At 50.5% G+C, this 18,929-nt stretch carries 2 protein-coding genes; both read left to right on the top strand.

The annotated features are described in order from the left end of the window. The first annotated feature begins 2 nt into the window (after positions 1 to 2). Positions 3 to 12,584, top strand: a complete 12,582-nt coding sequence (locus HAP68_RS11405) for a type I polyketide synthase (protein ID WP_024085571.1) — start codon at positions 3 to 5, stop codon at positions 12,582 to 12,584. An 18-nt stretch (positions 12,585 to 12,602) separates the two neighbouring features. Then, positions 12,603 to 18,899: a type I polyketide synthase gene (locus tag HAP68_RS11400; RefSeq protein WP_024085570.1), complete on the top strand. Its 6,297-nt coding sequence runs from the start codon at positions 12,603 to 12,605 to the stop codon at positions 18,897 to 18,899. The last annotated feature ends 30 nt before the right edge of the window (positions 18,900 to 18,929 follow it).

Below are 18,929 nucleotides of genomic sequence, written 5' to 3'. Positions count from 1 at the left end.
TCATGAAATGTATTAACGAATTTTTAAGAACGGTAATAGCGGAAAAGCTGGGTGCCGAGGTGACCGAAGCAGAAGATAAAACCGCTTTTTTTACTCTTGGCGTGACGTCTCTCATCAGTGAAGAAATCATGACCATATTGCATAAAGAATTTACCGGCCTTTCTGAAACGCTGCTGTTTGAATATCCGAACATTGAGAAATTGAGTGAGTTTTTAAGTGCGCAGAAACGAAATCCCGAAAGCGTTCTTGAATTCAAAGAAACGGAGCCTGATACGGGAAGCCGGCAGGAAGAAGAAGTGCTTCCTGTACAGGCGGCTGAAAAGGTGCCTGAACCGGGAACGGACAGGAGTTCTGATATTGCGGTTATCGGAATGAGCGGGATGTTTCCGAAAGCGGAAAACCAGCATGATTTTTGGGACAATTTAATGGAAAATAAAGATTGTGTCTCCGAAATCCCTGAGGACAGATGGGACAGCTCTTATTACTCGGAAGAGAAAACGGCAGAATACGCGTCATACAGTAAATGGGGAGGTTTTATTGATCGTCCGGATCGATTTGACCCGCTGTTTTTTTCTGTTTCCCCGTGGGAAGCTGATTTAATGGACCCTCAGCAAAAATTGTATGTTACGTGCTGCTGGGAAGCGATGGAGGATGCCGGTTACGGGAACCCGGCGGCGAGGCCGACGGATCAAATCGGTGTATTCGCCGGAGTGACCTGGAATGAATATTCATTAATTGCACACGAAGAAGGTTTCCTCAAAGATCAGTATAAAGGCCCCGGCTCCTTATATTGGGGCATTCCGAACCGGGTTTCTTATTTTCTTGATCTCCATGGGCCGAGCATCGCTGTTGATACGGCGTGTTCTTCATCGCTTGTCGCCGTCCATCAGGCTTGTCAGGCCATTATGTCGGGCGACTGTGAAATGGCGCTTGCCGGAGGCGTCAACCTCAGCTTACATCCGCAAAAATACATGTTTTTAAGCCAATCGCATTTTCTGTCTTCTGAAGGAAAATGCCGCAGTTTCGGTGAAGGCGGAGACGGTTACGTGCCCGGCGAAGGCGCGGGAGCCGTTTTGTTAAAACCATTGAAAAAAGCGATTGCGGACAACGACCACATCTACGGTGTCATTAAGGGGTCCGCCACTAATCACGGCGGCAAAACGACCGGGTATACGGTGCCGAATCCGGAAGCGCACCGGGACCTGGTTTTATCCGCTATAAACAGAGCCGCGGTAAGTCCGGCGGATATCAGCTACATTGAAGCTCACGGTACCGGCACGGCACTCGGCGATCCGATTGAGATACGCGGTCTGTCTATGGCATTTGAGAAACAGACCGATGAGAAAAATGACTGCGGAATCGGCTCGGTGAAATCCAATATCGGACATTTGGAAGCGGCTGCAGGGATCGCCGGTTTAATCAAGGTGCTTTTAAGCATGAAACATGAAACGCTTCCCGCCAGTCTGCACGCCGAGGAACTGAACCGCAAGATTTCTTTTTCTGATTCGCCATTTTATGTCGTCCGAAACAATCGGCCGTGGCCGGCTGAAGGAGATAAACCGAGAATCGCCGCAATCAGTTCATTCGGCGCAGGAGGCTCTAATGCCCATCTGATCGTAGGTGCTTATCAGCCAAAACGGCAAGCGGACGGGAATACTGAGCAAAAACCGCATGCCGTCGTACTAAGCGCACATTCCGAACAGCAGCTGAAAGAATATGCCGGAAAATTGAGCTCCTTTCTTGCCCGATTGGAAAACTCGCCTTCTGCCGGCGGATACAGCCTGGAAAATATCGCTGCCACCCTATTGTCAGGCAGAGAGCCTTTCTCCTTCCGGCTTGCTGTCATTGCGTCATCCCTTCCCGAGCTGAAACAGCGATTGGACGGCTTTGTGAGCGGGCACAGCGGCGGCAGGCATATTTACTTCGGAAAAGCGTCACCCGGACGGCCGGACGTTTCAGGCCAATCCGTTTCAGATCCTGAAAAATTTGCCGCGCTGTGGGTCAAAGGCCTTCAAGGTTTCAAAAAGCCGGAGACGCCGTATCAGAAAGTTCCGCTTCCTACGTATCCGTTTTTAAAGGAAACGTCCTGGCTGACCGACCAAAAAAAGCGGTATACGAAAAAGCCCCAATCTATCAAAAGGCGTGAAGCGCTGCATCCGCTGCTTGATGAGAATGTTTCATCCGCCCGGAAAGGGACGTTTCAAAAGATATTTTCCAAGGATGAATATTTCTTTAAAGATCATTTAGTGAACGAAAAATATGTGCTCCCCGGAGTCTGTCATCTTGAAATGGCGGCATACGGCGCGGCATTGTGGGGAGAACGCCCGGTCGTCTCTCTTCAAAATGTGTGGTATATGGAGCCGATTGTGACAGGGACAGACCCAAGATCCGTCATGATAGAGTTTGAAGCGGAAAAAGAGCGTATAAGCTATGTCATTAAGGAAAAAGGAGCGGACGGCACTCTCTTTTCGCAAGGAGAAGTGATTTGTAAAGAAAATGGATCGTCGTTTGAGGCCCCGGTCTTTCAGCTTCCGGCGCCATTTGCGCAGAGAACGGAGCCGAAAGACATCTATCACTCGTTCTCTGAGGCGGGAATCGTGCAAAAAGACAGTTTTCAGGTCATCCGCGAATTCTCTTATACAGAAAGGAAAGCACTGGCCAAATTAACGCTCCCGTCACACTTGGAAGCGGATTTTAAACAGTACATCCTGCATCCGTCCTTACTGGATGGCGCTGTTCAAACTGCAATGGCGCATGTGTTGCAATTTCAAAAAGAGCCTGCGCTTATCGTACCGTTTTCCTTCGGAGAAATACAGCTTTTTAAACCGTTAGCGAAAACCGTATTTGTGCATGCGGAGGTAAAAGCGGCCTCCGTTCACCAATTTGATCTGCATATTTGTGATGAGTGCGGCGTGCTGCTGGCGGCAGTGAAAGATTTTATCATAAAAGAGGTGCGGGAAAGCGCCGGGTTTAACCAAAAAGCCGGCGTCATGCCGAAGAAAAGCCGTGAAACGGAATTGCTTATGACACCGGTTTGGAACACCGTCACCATTCCGGAAACCGGCATGTCTTTCATGCGTGAAGAAAAAATAATCGTCATCGGGGGCGGGCCGGATTTTCAGCAGGCTTTGAAAGAGATGTATTCCGATGTCCGTTTTCCGGACATCACTTCTTTGGACAGCGCGGAACAAATGGCTGAAACACTGAAAGCGCAAGGCTCTTTTCAACACATGATATGGGCGGCGCCGGATCATCCGATTCCATCCGTTTATGATGCGGATACGGCCGACGGACAGGAGCACGGGGTCATGCAGCTTTTCCGGCTGGTAAAATCGCTTCTGCTTCTGAATTTTGACACGGAACAACTATCATTGACAATCTGCACGTTTCAAGCACAGCCGATTCATGAACATGATGAGGTCAATCCGAGTCATGCAAGCATACACGGATTAGCGGGATCGCTCGCAAAAGAATACAGCAATTGGAGCATCCGGCTTCTTGATTTGGAATCTCAAAGGGGAGACCGGCATCTTCCCGATATCTTCTCTTTACCGGCGGACCCCGAGGGAAATCCGTGGGTCTTTCGTACAGGTCAGTGGCACCGCCAGCAATTGGCCGTCTGCCAGCCTCATGCAGGTGAGCCTTCATTATACCGGCACGGCGGGGTTTATGTGATTATCGGCGGAGCAGGCGGAATAGGAGAAGTATGGACTGAATATATGATTCAGACCTATCAGGCGAAAATTGTCTGGATCGGGAGACGGAAAAAAGATACACAGATTGAAAGAAAGCTGAAAAGACTTGCGGCTTTAGGTCCCGCACCGCAATATTTCAGCGCGGATGCTGCGGATTATGATTCTCTCAAGCGGGCGTATGACACCATTGTGAAGGAACATGGAAAGGTGCGCGGAATCATTCATTCCGCCATCGTGTTATCAGACCGGAGTTTTGCCAATATGGAAGAGGACCAGTTCCGCGCTTCACTTTCTGCAAAAACTGATGTCAGCTTGCAGATTGCCCGGGTAGCTAAAGGGGAACCGCTGGATTTCTTGCTGTTTTTCTCTTCGATGATGTCGTTTCAAAAAGCGCCGGGACAGAGCAATTATGCCGCCGGGTGCACGTTTAAAGACGCTTTTGCTAAGCGGATCTCACAAAAAGCGCCGTATGCCGTAAAGGTTGTCAATTGGGGCTTTTGGGGAAGTGTCGGCGTTGTCGCTTCAGAACAATACCGGAAACGGATGGAGCGGGACGGAATCGCTTCTATCGAGGCGCCCGAAGCGATGAAAACGCTGGAAACCCTGCTTTCGGGACCTTATGACCAGCTGGCGCTGATCAAAACGACAGATCCGGTTTTTATGAAAGATGATCTGAAAGAACAAGTAACGGTTTATCCGGAAAAGATTCCTTCCGCACTCGGACAATTAGCGGTTAACATCACGCAGAATGACGAAGCTGAGCGGGTAAAAGCATCAAATGTCATGAGCTGCATGAGAGAGATGGAATCCCTCATTGAAAAAATACTTGTATCAACCCTTTATGAGATGGGCGCAAGGCTTGATGAGACTTTGCCGTTATTTCAATCGGCTGCCGGCATAACGGAACAATACAGCAGATGGCTGAAAGAGAGCTTTGTCTTCCTGACTGAATTAGCGCTTGCTCCGGAAAAAACGGATCTAGGGGAGGTGTGGGAGGAATGGGAGCGGAAAAAAGAGACTTGGCTGCGCCGGAAAGACATGAGGGCGCATGTCAGATTGGCAGAAGAGACATTGCGTGTGCTTCCAGACATTTTAACCGGTAAGCTTCCGGCAACGGAAGTGATGTTCCCTGACTCCTCCTTCCGTCTTGTGGAAGGCATTTACCGCAATAATATCATTTCTGATTTTTTCAATGACAAGCTTGCTGACACATTGATTGCAGTTTTGCGGGAGCGTCTGGAAAAAGACCCGCAGGCGAAAATCCGCATTTTAGAAATCGGAGCCGGAACGGGCGGGACGAGCGCCGCGGTCATGAGAAAATTGAAACCGTATGAAGCGCATATTGCCGAATATTGTTTCACGGATATTTCTAAAGCATTTCTTTTACATGCAGAAGACATATTCGGTCCGGAATATCCTTATGTCACTTATAAAATATTCAACGCTGAGCAGCCGGTATCAACAGAAGCGCCGGACATCGGCACGTATGACGCAGTGATCGCGACCAATGTGCTTCATGCGACAAAAAATATCCGCTCTGCGCTGCGCCATGCGAAAGCAATGCTGCAAAAAAACGGCCAGCTGTTTATAAATGAGATCAACAGCCGCACCGTATTCAACCATGTGACGTTCGGCCTTCTTGAAGGCTGGTGGCTGTATGAGGATCATGATTTACGGATTCCGGGCTGTCCGGGGGTTGAGCCGGCCGGTTGGTCGGAAGCGCTTTCACTTGAAGGGTTCGTCCATCCTCTGTTTCCGGCTGAAGCCGCACACGACTTAGGCCAGCAGATTATAGCGGCTGAAAGTGACGGAACGGTCAGGCTTGCCCTCCCGCAGGCGTCAGAAGAAAAACCGGAGCGCCGTCCGTATGACGCAGATGGTCTTTCGGATGATACATTGCATTTCAGCTTGAGAGAAAAAAGCGTTGAACTGATGAAGAAGGTAATCGGTGAAGCGCTTAAAGTGCCGGCGCATCGTCTTTTATCCCATGAACCTTTAACCGCATACGGATTGGATTCCATACTCGTCGTCAGACTGACCAACGCGTTAAAAGACGTCTTCGGTTCTGTCAGCAGCACTTTGTTTTTTGAATATCAAACCATTGATGAGCTTGCTGATTACTTTCTGTCTTCCCGTAAAGAAGCGCTCGAGCGGCAATTCGGGAATGGACGGGCTCATTCCGAAAACGCCGGACGGATGCAGGCTCCCGCAGAAAGCGCCGCGCCGATTTCAAACGTAAGGGAACGGGGCATCACATATCTGACGGAATTAATAGGAAAAACGCTGAAGATTCCGAGCGGGAGAATGGATCCGTCGGTTTCCTTAACCGCATACGGTTTGGATTCTATTCTGGTCGTCAGGCTCACAAATGCTTTTCGTAACGTGTTTGACCAAATGACCAGCACCCTCTTTTTTGAATATCAGACGATAGAAGAAATCGCGGATTACCTGCTTCTTTCTCAGCGGGGAGCATTTATGAAAGCGATGGGTGTGCGTGAGGAGCAGCTGTCTGATCACACAGATAACCTGAATGTAATTCCTCAAAACGAGGAAGAAAGCAGGACAAACGGAGATCCCTATATCCAGGATATCGCTGTCATCGGTCTGTCAGGCCGGTATCCGGGCGCCGATCACGTTGATGAGCTGTGGGAAAATGTAAAAGCCGGCAGGCATTCTATTACAGAAGTGCCGAAAGATCGCTGGGACTGGAAAACGTTTTATAACGAGGAACGCGGAAAATGGGGGGCCATTTATTCAAAATGGGGCGGTTTCCTCGATGACATTGATAAATTTGATCCGCTGTTTTTCCGTATATCTCCCGCGGAAGCTGAAAGGATGGACCCGCAGGAAAGGTTGTTTCTGCAGACTGCTTATTCAAGCATTGAAGATGCGGGGTACACCCCGGCCACGCTTTGTGACAGCCGGAAAATCGGAGTCTTTGTCGGTGTGATGAACAGCAATTACCCGACAGTTCCCAGCGACTGGTCTATCGCAAACAGAGTATCGTTTTTGTTCAATTTTCAAGGGCCGAGTATGGCTGTGGATACAGCCTGTTCTTCTTCTTTAACAGCTGTCCATCTCGCTGCAGAAAGCCTGCGGAGCGGAATGAGTGAAACAGCGATTGCCGGCGGAGTCAATCTTATCGTTGATCCGGCTCACTATGAGCGGCTGTCCGCTTTTTCAATGCTGTCTCCCGGTGATAAATGCAAATCTTTCGGAGACAGGGCGGACGGTTTTGTTGACGGTGAAGGAGTAGGGGCGATTGTGTTAAAGCCGCTTGCTCAAGCGGAGAAAGACGGCGATCATATTTACGGCGTTATCAAAGGAAGCATGCTGAACGCAGCAGGCAGGACAAACGCTTATATGGTGCCGAATCCGAAAGCGCAGTTTGATCTGATCGCAGAGACGTTGAAACGGACAGACATTCACCCGAGAACGGTCAGTTACTTGGAAGCCCACGGAACGGGCACTGCGCTCGGTGATCCGATTGAAATCGACGGGTTAACGAAAGCTTTTCGCATGACAACAGAAGACCGGCAGTTTTGTTCCATCGGTTCAATTAAATCAAATATCGGACATTTAGAAAGCGCTGCCGGGATTGCGGGAATCACCAAACTGCTTCTCCAATTGAAACATAAGAGGATTGCCCCTTCATTGCATGCGGCGGAATTGAATCCGAATATTGAGTTTGAGCACACTCCGTTTTTCGTACAGCAAAAAGAAACGGAATGGAAACGACCTGTCTTGAATATCACGGGTGAAATGAAGGAATATCCGAGAATTGCCGGTATTTCCTCTTTTGGAGCAGGAGGGGCAAACGCGCATATCATCATTCAGGAATATGTGCCGTCTGACAGCCTGAAACCAAGGGAAAACGCGTCTGTTTCTCCGCAAAAACCGGCTGTTATTATTTTATCAGCGCGAAATGAGCAGCAATTGACAGAGCGCGCCCGCCAGCTTCTGGATGATGTCATAAGAAAAAAACGTTCTGACGGGGATTTGGCCAAAATCGCTTACACGCTTCAGGCGGGAAGAGAACCGATGGCTGAGCGGCTTGCATTTACGGCCGAGTCGATAGAAGAACTGAAAATGAAGCTTATGAGTTTCTCAAACGATCATATCGAACATGCTCATATCTGGCGGGGCAGGACAGCCAAACATCATTCATTGGCGGCTTCGCTCACTTCTGATGAAGATATGGCGCTTACCATAAATGCCTGGCTGAAAAAAGGGAAATACGGAAAGCTGCTTGACCTTTGGGTTAAAGGACTTGACGTCGATTGGTCAGCTCTTTATCAGCGCAACCCGGGCCGCATCAGTCTCCCGGCTTATCCTTTTGCCAAAGACCGATATTGGGTCACAAAAGCTGATGTGTCACTTGACAAAACAGGCTCAGCGGAAAGTGAGAAAGCAGCCAGACTTCACCCGCTGCTCCACGCGAATACATCGACCTTTACCGCCCAGCGCTTTACTTCTGTTTTTTCAGGGCGTGAACCGTTTTTTGCCGATCACATCGTCAATGGAAAACCGGTGCTTCCGGGCGCGGCTGCTTTAGAAATGGCCCGGGCCGCCGTTACACTTGCCGCTGAGGGCTTGCCGGGCGGGAAAGCGGGTGTCCGGCTCAAACAGATCGTTTGGCTCCGTCCGGTGACGGCGCTTTCTGAAGGCGTGACGCTTCATGTAAAGCTTCAGCCGGAAGAAAACGGAGACATCGCTTTTGAAGCGTATGCCGAAGGAGAAGAGCCGCTTGTCTTTTTCCAGGGAAAGGCCGTGCTCGAAGAGACGGAGCGTGCTCCGGTACTCGATGTGGAGGCGGTTCAGGCGCGCTGCGGCGGCCGGCGCATGTCAAAGGCTGAGTGCTATGAAGCATTCGACAGTCTCGGCATCACCTACGGACCGTCTCATCAGGCGCTTGACGCCGTCTATGCCGGAAGCGGAGAAGTGCTCGCGAAGCTCACTCTTCCGCCGTACGCCCGCGAAGAAAAGGAGCCGTTCATCCTGCATCCGAGCATGCTGGACGCCGCCCTCCAGGCTTCTATCGGTCTCGTGCACTCAGACGGTTCCGCGTCCGGACGGCCGTTTCTGCCGTTTGCCCTCCAAGATATGCAGGTGTTTTCTGCGTGCCGGGAGACGATGTGGGCGGTGCTTTCCTCAGCGGACGGCGCCTATCATATTGAGCTGTGTGATGAAAACGGCGAGGTATGTGTCCGATTGACGGGGCTCACCGCCCGTTTTCTGGAAGAGGAAACGGAGGGAAAACCGCTCTTGCTTCAGCCAAAGTGGCAGGAATCACCGCCGGGTGAAGGCGGCGGACAAGCAGAGTCTTTCAGATACGTGACGCTGTATGGCGGAATGAACGCTGAGGACATAAACGGCGCCGTATGTGCGGCTGACGGGGAAGGTCCGATTGAAGACCGTTATGACGCCTGCGCGGCGGAGCTGTCAGCGATCGTCAAGCGTCTTATCAAAGAAAAACAGAAGGGAAAAACGCTGATCCAGCTTCTTGTCCCCGACAGGGGGGAAGACAATGTATTGGCGGGGCTGGCCGCTTTCCTGAAAACGGCTCACCTTGAACATCCGAAGCTGTACGGCCAAGTCATCCAAGCCGATCCGGACGAGCCAGCATCATCGCTTCTTGCCAAGCTGAAAGAAAACCGGACGCACCCTGAACAAGCGGAAATCCGTTATCAAGCCGGCAAACGTCTCGTCAGAAACTGGCGTCACCTGCCTGCGCTTCAAAGCGGCGCCGTTCCGTGGAAAGACGAAGGGGTTTACCTCCTCACCGGGGGAGCGGGCGGCATCGGGCTGATTTTCGCTGAAGAAATAGCCTCCCGCGTCAAAAACGCCGTCCTCATATTAACGGGAAGGGCGGAAGCGCTTGATAAAGACCGCTCCGCCCGCTTACGGCGCTTGGAAGCGTCGGGTGCCCGCGTATTGTATCAACCGGTTGATGTGACAGACAGGGCGGCGGTCATCGCCCTCGTCCGCGGCATACAGGAGGAGCACGGAACACTCGACGGGATCATTCACGGCGCCGGCGTGATCGCCGACAATTACATTCTGAACCAGACAGAAAACGAACGGAAGACCGTCATGGCGCCGAAGGTGAAAGGGCTTATCAATCTTGATGAAGCAGCGAAAGATGCGCGGCTGGACTTTTTCATTCTGTTTTCTTCCTTGGCGGGAGGTATGGGAAACCCGGGGCAGGCCGGTTATGCGGCAGCCAACGCATTTATGGACGTATATGCAGCCCGCCGAAATCGTCTCGTGCGGGACAACAAGCGGAGCGGGCAGACCCTGTCCGTCAACTGGCCGCTTTGGGAAGAAGGCGGTATGCGCGTGGACAAAGAGACAGAACGGCTGATGTATGAACAGACCGGAATGAAAGCCATGCGATCGGCTTCAGGCATCCAGGCGCTGTACGCCGCTTTTGCCTCCGGAGCACACCAGGTCATGGTGGCAGAAGGCGACGAGAAACGGATTCGAAAAAACCTGATGCCTGAAGCGCCGGAACCGTCACGCAGCATTCATGTGTCAAGGAAGACCCACGTCCATCTGCCAAATAAAGTACAAGCGGAACTCAAACATATGATATCAGGCATTCTGAAGGTGAAAGAAGAAGAAATAGATGCTGAATCAGAGATGAGAGATTATGGATTTGATTCAGTTTCATTCACGCAGTTTGCAAATGAACTAAATAAAATGTATGGGCTTGAACTGACGCCAGCCGTGTTTTTTGAATATCCGACAGTCTTTAGTTTTGCCCAATACTTGCTGACGGAACATCCGGATACATTCGGCCCACAGGAAGAAACAGAAACGGAGAAACCGGTTGAGCGTAAAAAAATGAAGACGGAGCCATTCTCGATTCCGTCCCGCCTTCCTAAAACAAAAACCGCAGCTGCACCTGAAGAGCCCGTGGCGATAATCGGAATCAGCTGTGCATTTCCAATGGCTGAAAATCCGGAAATGTTTTGGGAGAATTTAGCCGGAGAAAAGGACTGCATTTCTGAAATACCGCCGGAGCGCTGGGACTGGAGACAGTATTACGGAGATCCGCAGAAAGGTAAAAATGCGAGCAATGTAAAGTGGGGCGGCTTCATTGATGAAACCGCTCAATTTGATCCTTTATTTTTCGGTATTTCTCCGCATGAAGCCGAAATGATGGATCCTCAGCAAAGACTTTTAATGATGCATGTATGGAAAGCGATTGAAGATGCCGGCTGCTCTGCAAAAAGCCTGTCAGGTACAAATACAGGCATTTTTGCAGGCACGACAAACAGCGGTTACGCTCAGGAAGCTTCAAAGTTCCATATAGAGATTGAGGGTTCTTCCGCTGCCGGAACGGTTCCGTCAATCGGTCCGAACCGCATGAGCTATTTTCTGAATATACATGGGCCGAGCGAACCGATTGAAACCGCCTGTTCAAGCTCATTGGTCGCTGTTCACCGTGCGGTCAGGGCAATTCAGGCCGGAGACTGCGGCATCGCGATTGCAGGAGGCGTCAATGCTATTGTGTCGCCGGACATGCATATCAGCTTTAATAAAGCAGGAATGCTCAGTGAAGACGGGCGCTGCAAAACATTTTCCGATCAAGCGGACGGCTATGTCAGAGCTGAAGGTGCCGGCATGATTGTTTTGAAAACATTATCTGATGCGGAACGTGACGGCGACCGTATTTATGCCGTTATCCGCGGAACGGCGGAAAATCATGGCGGAAGGGCGGCTTCCCTTACATCGCCGAATCCGAAAGCGCAGACAGAAGTCATGATAAAAGCGTATCAGCAAGCGAACATCGACCCCCGTACAGTGAGTTATATTGAAGCCCACGGCACGGGAACGGCGCTCGGAGATCCGATAGAAATCAACGGACTCAAAGCGGCTTTTGCAGCGCTTTATCAGAAAGCCGGAGTAACGGCACCCGATCAGCCTCATTGCGGCCTCGGTTCCGTCAAAACGAATATCGGCCACACAGAGCTTGCCGCCGGCATGGCCGGACTTTTAAAAATTATTTTGCAGATGCAGCACAAAACGCTCGTTAAAAGTCTGCATTGTGAAACCGTTAATCCGTATATCAGCCTCGACGGCAGCCCGTTTTATTTCGTCCGCGAAACTCAGCCGTGGAAAGCGGCGACTGATGATAGCGGAAATGAACTGCCGCGGAGAGCGGGTGTCAGCTCGTTCGGATTTGGCGGTGTCAATGCTCATGTCGTGCTCGAAGAATATGTTTCTCCTGTTGAAGAGAAACAATGGACGGCCGGTGAACTTCAGCCGTCCTTATTCATTATCTCGGCAAAGACGGCGGAACAGCTGAAGGAACGTGCGGAACAGCTGCGCAGATATTTGGAAAAGTCACATTCAGCTGACGGAGCTCTTGCGGATATCGCTTATACGCTTCAGCTTGGCCGGGATGAAATGGAAGAGCGCCTTGCCGTCATTGCTGAAACAAAAGAAGAGCTTACGAACGCGCTGAATGATTTCCTCAGCGGCAAGGAGACGGGGCAGAATTTCTTTACAGGCCGGAACAAAGCGATGAAACAGCTGTTTACAGAGATGACGGACAATGCAGAAATGAGCGGGGCCGTAGATCAATGGATTGAAGCAGGAAAGTATGCAATGCTTGCAAAATTATGGGTGCAAGGCTTGCATGTTGATTGGAGTAAATTGTATCAGGACGAAAGACCGAAAAAAGTCAGCCTGCCTGTCTATCCTTTTGCGAAAACACATTGCTGGATACCGCACAGTGCGCAGCATATAAGGCACCGGGAGACTTACGGGACTGATACGTCCCCGCTTGAGACTTATGAACGCCTGCTTGATGAATTGGAGAAAAACGAAATAAGCATAGAAGCCGCTGTAAAAAGAACGATCGGTTTTTACAGGGATTAGCGTAATGGAGGAAACCATATGAAAGAGTTTCTGCACCGGGTTTTTTCTGACGTCAAAAATAAAAAAATGACAAAACAGGATGCGATCGGCATTTTGCGTGATTATGATATGCGGATGGGACTTCGCCAAGCGGATTCCCTTCATCCGCTTGCTCAGCAGCATATTTCCGATGAAACGGGACAGGGATTCTCGGCAGCTTTCAGCGGCCGGGAATTTTTTCTCGCTGATATTTCTTTACAGCATAAAAAGCTTATGCCTGGAGAACTTCTTTTGGAAATGGCGAGAGCTGCGGCTGTTTTGACAGTAAAGGAGACTGCGGCTGTCCGGCTGACGCATATCGTGTGGTCAAAGCCCATTCTGACTGAGGCTGAGCCGTTCCATATCGAAATCAGGCTGATACCCGCAGAGGGTGAAGCCAAAAGGTTTGAGATTTATAATCCATTTTCTGCTGATTCCAGTCATTATGATGTGTACAGCCAAGGGACGATTCAGCCAGTTGATGCTGCGCCCGGCATGCTGGATATCAGCCGCTTGAAGGAAAACAGCGGTTCCCTGATGGATAAGCAGCAAATTGAAGCCATCACTCAGAACGATACCGTTCAATACAGTGAGCACATGAAAGGAATTGAGCGTATTTACGCTTCATCAGGACGGATGCTGGCAGACATATCAATTCCATTGACAAACCAAAAAGAATCCGCCCGATTCGGCCTCCCTCCCTGTGTGATGCAAAGTGTGACAGAGGCATGCGCGCTGCTTGGCGGCAAAGAATATAAAACGCTCGCTCCGGTTTCATTGGACGAGCTTTTGTTTTATGAATCTTGTCCTGACAAGGTATGGGCCGAGATACAAGAGAAGGCGGGGAGCTTTTATATTGATTTATGTGACGGAGAAGGAAAAATATGGGCTTCTCTGTCGGGGTTGAAGCTGCAGCCTGTCATCAAGACGGGCGCTTCCGGAAAAACCAATGCCGAACACCGCAGTGAACGTTTGTATGAACAAACGCTTCTTCAGCTCAAAACGCTTTTTGGCCTGACTGCAAAAATTGCTGTTTCCAACATAGATACTGAAGAGCCGCTGGAAACTTACGGAATCGACTCAGTCACTGTGACGAAATTGAACCGCGAATTGTCTCTGCTTTTCGGTGACCTTTCCAAAACGGTTTTTTACGAATATAAGACACTGGGCTCTTTGGCAGCTCACTTTGTCACGGATTATCCGAATGAATGCCGAAAATGGACAAATGATGATGAGCACCGTTCAGGCATATCAGAACAGGTTTTGGCAAATGAAGATTTTCCGGTGCTTCCGTCGTTTACCAAGCGAAGAAAACGGCCTGCTTTTTCCAATGAGAAACAGACAAAAGAAGGGATTGCGATTATCGGAGTCAGCGGACGTTATCCGCAAGCTGAAACACTTGAAGAGTACTGGGATAACTTAGCGGCCGGAAAAGACTGTGTGACCGAAATTCCCGAAGAGCGCTGGGAAAAGGACAGGTACTACAACCCAGATCCCGAAGCGGCCGTGAAAGCAGGGAAAAGTTACAGTAAGCGGGGCGGGTTTCTGAAAGATGCCGCTTTCTTTGATCCGCTGTTTTTTCAAATTTCACCCCGTGATGCTTTGAATATGGACCCGCAGGAGCGTCTCTTTATTGAAATGTGCTGGCAGGTGCTGGAGGATGCCGGTTATACGAAGGAACAGCTTGAGAATCTGTATAACGGCCGGGTCGGCGTTTTTGCTGGCATTACGAAAAACGGGTACGGAATGTACTGGAAAAACGGCGGCACCCTGCAGCCGAAAACGTCGTTCAGTTCAGCGGCCAACAGAGTTTCCTATTTTCTTAATCTGAAAGGGCCGAGCATGCCGATCGACACGATGTGCTCGTCTTCGCTGACTGCAATTCATGAAGCGTGTGAAAACATCCTTCGCGGCGCATGTGACATGGCGATTGCCGGCGGTGTGAATGTGTATACGCATCCTTCGGCTTATGCGGAGCTCAGCGCCTATCGAATGCTTTCAAAAGACGGAACGTGCAAAAGTTTCGGTGAAGGCGGGGACGGATTTGTTCCCGGTGAAGGCGTCGGGGCCGTGCTGTTAAAGCCGCTGTCAAAAGCGATGGCTGATAAGGACCATATTTACGGGGTGATTCGCGGCACTCATATCAATCACGGCGGCAGAACAAACGGGTATACAGTGCCGAGTCCGAGCGCCCAGGCTGACGTGATTTCCGGCGCGCTTGAAAAATCAGGAATACATCCGCGGATGATCAGCTGTATCGAAGCCCACGGCACGGGCACTGAACTCGGAGATCCGATCGAAATTGACGGTTTGACCCGCGCATTTCAAACGAAAACGTCAGATAAAGGCTTTTGCGCCATCAGCTCAGTTAAATCCAATATCGGGCATTTGGAAGCCGCGGCAGGCATTGCCGGTGTAACAAAACTGCTGCTCCAGTTTCAAAAACGAAAGCTGGCCCCTTCATTACATTGCCGAAGTTTGAATCCGAATATTGCATTTGACCGGACGCCGTTTGCGGTGCAGCGTGAATTGGCAGACTGGAAACGGCCGGTCATTGAGGAAAACGGAGCGCAAAAAGAGATTCCGAGAATCGCGGGAATCTCTTCTTTTGGCGCGGGCGGGGCAAATGCCCACATATTGATAGAAGAATATATTGAACCTGATAGGGAGATTTCTGAGCCATTCACAGATGAAGATCCCGCAGTCATTTTATTATCCGCCAAACAGGAGGCCAGCCTGAAGCAGCGGGCGCAGCAGCTTCTTCAAGCGATCAGAAAAAATGACGTCACAGACCGCAGCCTCCGGGATGCGGCTTACACCCTTCAAACCGGAAGAGAAGCGATGGAAGAACGTGCGGCGTTTATCGTGACGTCGACAGAGCAGTTAGCGGAAAAACTGCAGCGTTTTATTGACGGCGGAACAGACGGCTGCTTCAGGGGAAAAAGCAAACAGTATAAAGATATTCTAGCCGTTTTTAAGGATGAAGATATGCAGGAAGCCGTCCGTAAATGGATGAAAAGAAAAAAATTCGCGAAGCTTCTGGAACTTTGGGTAAAAGGGCTGAAGATTGATTGGTCAGAGCTTTATAACGGCAGCCTGCCGCATCGCGTCAGCCTTCCCGGTTATCCATTTATAAAGGATCGTTATTGGCCGGACGATGCAGCGCCGGACAATGTTCGCGGTGCTGAAACACATTCTGAAACATTTCGTGAATTCCGCTTTTTACAGAAAAGCTGGGCAGAAAGCAGCCGTGTTCCGGCTAAGGAAGTGCGGGGCGTCATCGGAATAGCCGCTGATCACCAGACAGGAAATTTGGCCGTTGAGCTGTCCCGTTATTTCCCCGAGTCTGAAATCATTGACGCTGCATCACCGGAAATATCCGGGGACGCGGCCCGATTTGGCGGTCTGATTGATGTGACGGGATGCGGGACGGAAATCAATCATGATGACGGCTGGATTCATCGTCTGCAGTCTCTCATCGACAACAGAAACCGCGGCCGAAAGCTTCAGCTGCTTTGTGTGACAAAGGGGCTTGAACCTTTTGCGAATGAAACGATAAATCTCTCAGGTGCAAAAAAGGCCGGATTGTACCGGATGCTCCAAAGTGAGTATAAGGATATCCGCTCGCGGCATATGGATGCAGAACGGACTGCTGAAGATTCCGAGCTCGCAAACCAGATCGCAGAGGAGTTTTTTCGCGATTCTGAAGACATCGAAGTGTGTTACCGAAACGGTGTGCGCTATCACGCGCGGTTAAAGGAAACAAACGGCTTAGCTGAAAAAGAATTTTCATTTCCGAAAGACCATGCGCTCTGGATCACCGGAGGGACCCGGGGACTCGGATATTTATTCGCCCGGCATTTTGCCGAACGTTACGGAGTCACGAAACTCGTGCTTACCGGAAAAGAAACAATGCCTCCGAAAGCGGAGTGGGATGATCATATCAAACGGAATTCCCCGTTTTCCGATAAAGTGAGAAGAATCAGAGAGCTCGAACAAAAAGGTGTCCGAACGGAAGTGCTGTCTGTATCTTCCGGCCCTGAATATGAGCAGGCCGTCAGCCGGGTGAAAGAGAAGATGGGACCGATTGGAGGCGTGATACACGCAGCGGGAGCCGTAGATCTCGATCATCCCGCCTTTATCCGCAAAACAAGAGAACAGATGATGACTGTGCTTGAACCTAAAACTGACGGACTGGACCTGTTGTATCAAGCGCTGCACAAGGAGCCTCTCCGATTTTTTGCGCTGTTTTCTTCAGTGTCCGGCGTGATGCCGGAATTAGGAGCGGGCCAAAGCGATTATGCCATGGCTAACGCCTATATGGATTATTTTGCGGCCGCAAAAGGTTTTCCGGTGCTGAGCATCCAATGGCCGAGCTGGAAAGAAACGGGTATGGGCGAATCAAAAAGCCGGGCGTATCTGAAAAGCGGTTTAAAAAGCATCACTGACAGAGAAGGGCTGAGCCTGTTTGATGCCGTTATGGCAGGCGATTGCGGATCTGTTATTATGCCGGCCGTCATTCAGCCGGAAAAATGGGAGCCCGACCGTCTGATGCTTTCAACCGGCCTTACCGAAACAAAGCAGCATGTACAGGGTGAGACAGAAAGCGTAGAGGAGTGGCTGACGGGCATTTGCTGCCGGGAATTAAGACTGGAGCCGTCAAGATTTGAATCTGATACACCGTTTCAAGATTACGGAGCCGATTCCATCATGCTTGCCCAAGTGTCCAGAGCGATCGGAAAGAGGATCAAAGCTGACCTTGACCCGGCGGTGCTGTATGAATACCCTACGGTTGCTGCGCTGGCGGGATGGCTTGAAACGGCATATCCGGAAATCAAAGCTGCCGTTTCAAAACCGGTTCAGCCTGTAATCCCGGACGTTCCCAAACAAACAGCAGCCGCTGTCATTCAGCCTTCTGGCGCTGCAGCGGCGCAAGACATCGCTGTTGTCGGAATGTCCTGCCGTTTTCCGGGAGCTGAATCAATTGAAGCTTATTGGAAGCTGCTGTCTGAAGGGACGTCGGCTATTCAAAGGGTGCCGAAAGAACGCTGGAAAACGGAGAAGGCGGATTATGCGGGCCTTTTAAAAAATGTAACGCATTTTGACCCGGAGTTTTTCCTTATTCCCGAAGAAGACATCAAGGCGATGGATATCCAGTCCTTTCTTATATTAGAAGAAGCGCTTCATCTGTTCAGAGACAGCGGTTACTCTTTACAAGAAATGAAAGGCAGGTCAGCCGGTGTCTATTTAGGAGGACGCGGCGGCAGTATGCCTGACGAAAACCGTCTGAAGCATGCAAAAAATCCGATAGTCGCCGCCGGCCCGAATTACTTGGCGGCCAATCTTTCTCAGTTCTTTGATTTGAAGGGGCCGAGTCTCGTTTTGGATACGGCCTGTTCTTCAGCGCTTGTCGGTATGAATATGGCGATACAGGCGCTTTCTTGCGGTGAAATCGACTCAGCGGTGGTTGGGGGAGTCAGTCTGCTGGAATCCGGTCAAACCCACCGGATGTTCGAACTTCGCAATCTGTTAAGCGAAGAGCCTGCGTTTCATATTTTTGACCGCCGCACCGGAGGCATCGTATTGGGAGAAGGCGTCGGAATGGTGTATTTAAAAACAGCGGCCCAGGCTGTAAAAGACGGGGACCGGATTCATGCGGTCATTAAAGGCATTTCCGTAAACAATGACGGCAGAACCGCGGGGCCTGCCACACCGAATATACAGGCGCAGAAAGAAGTGATGGCCAAGGCGCTTGCCAAAAGCGGCAGAAAAGCGGAGGATATCAGCTACATTGAAGCAAACGGTTCAGGCTCTGAAGTAACCGACCTTTTGGAACTGAGGGCGATTGAAGCGGTGTACCGTATGCAAAACAGCGCGCCTTGCGAATTGGGGTCGATGAAGCCGAATATCGGACACCCGTTATGCGCTGAAGGGATTGCCGGATTCATTAAAACAGTGCTTATGCTCTCGCGCCGAATGCGTGTGCCTTTCCTTTCGGGCAAAGAGCCGATGACGCATTACGATCTGTCCGCCTCGCCGTTTTATTTTTCGCACGTTCTGCGTGAATGGACGGATTCACCGCGGATTGCCGCCGTCAGCAGTTTCGCCGACGGAGGGACGAATGCCCATGTCATAGTGGAAGCCTGGGAGCAAGAGGCGTATACCCCGGTTAGAAAGCCTTTGCCGAGACAGGAATTAAAACGCCGGCCCATCCGTCCGGACAAAGCTGAAAGCCTGCATGAAAACGCACATGAATCCCGCCCGAATACGTTTTGGAAACAAATGAAGACTTACTGATTGCGCTGAAAATTGAACGTCGATATGGAG

The sequence above is a fragment of the Bacillus sp. Bvel1 genome, from assembly GCF_014872755.1.
Taxonomy (GTDB): domain Bacteria; phylum Bacillota; class Bacilli; order Bacillales; family Bacillaceae; genus Bacillus; species Bacillus velezensis.
This window is presented reverse-complemented; position numbering and strand designations above follow the sequence as displayed.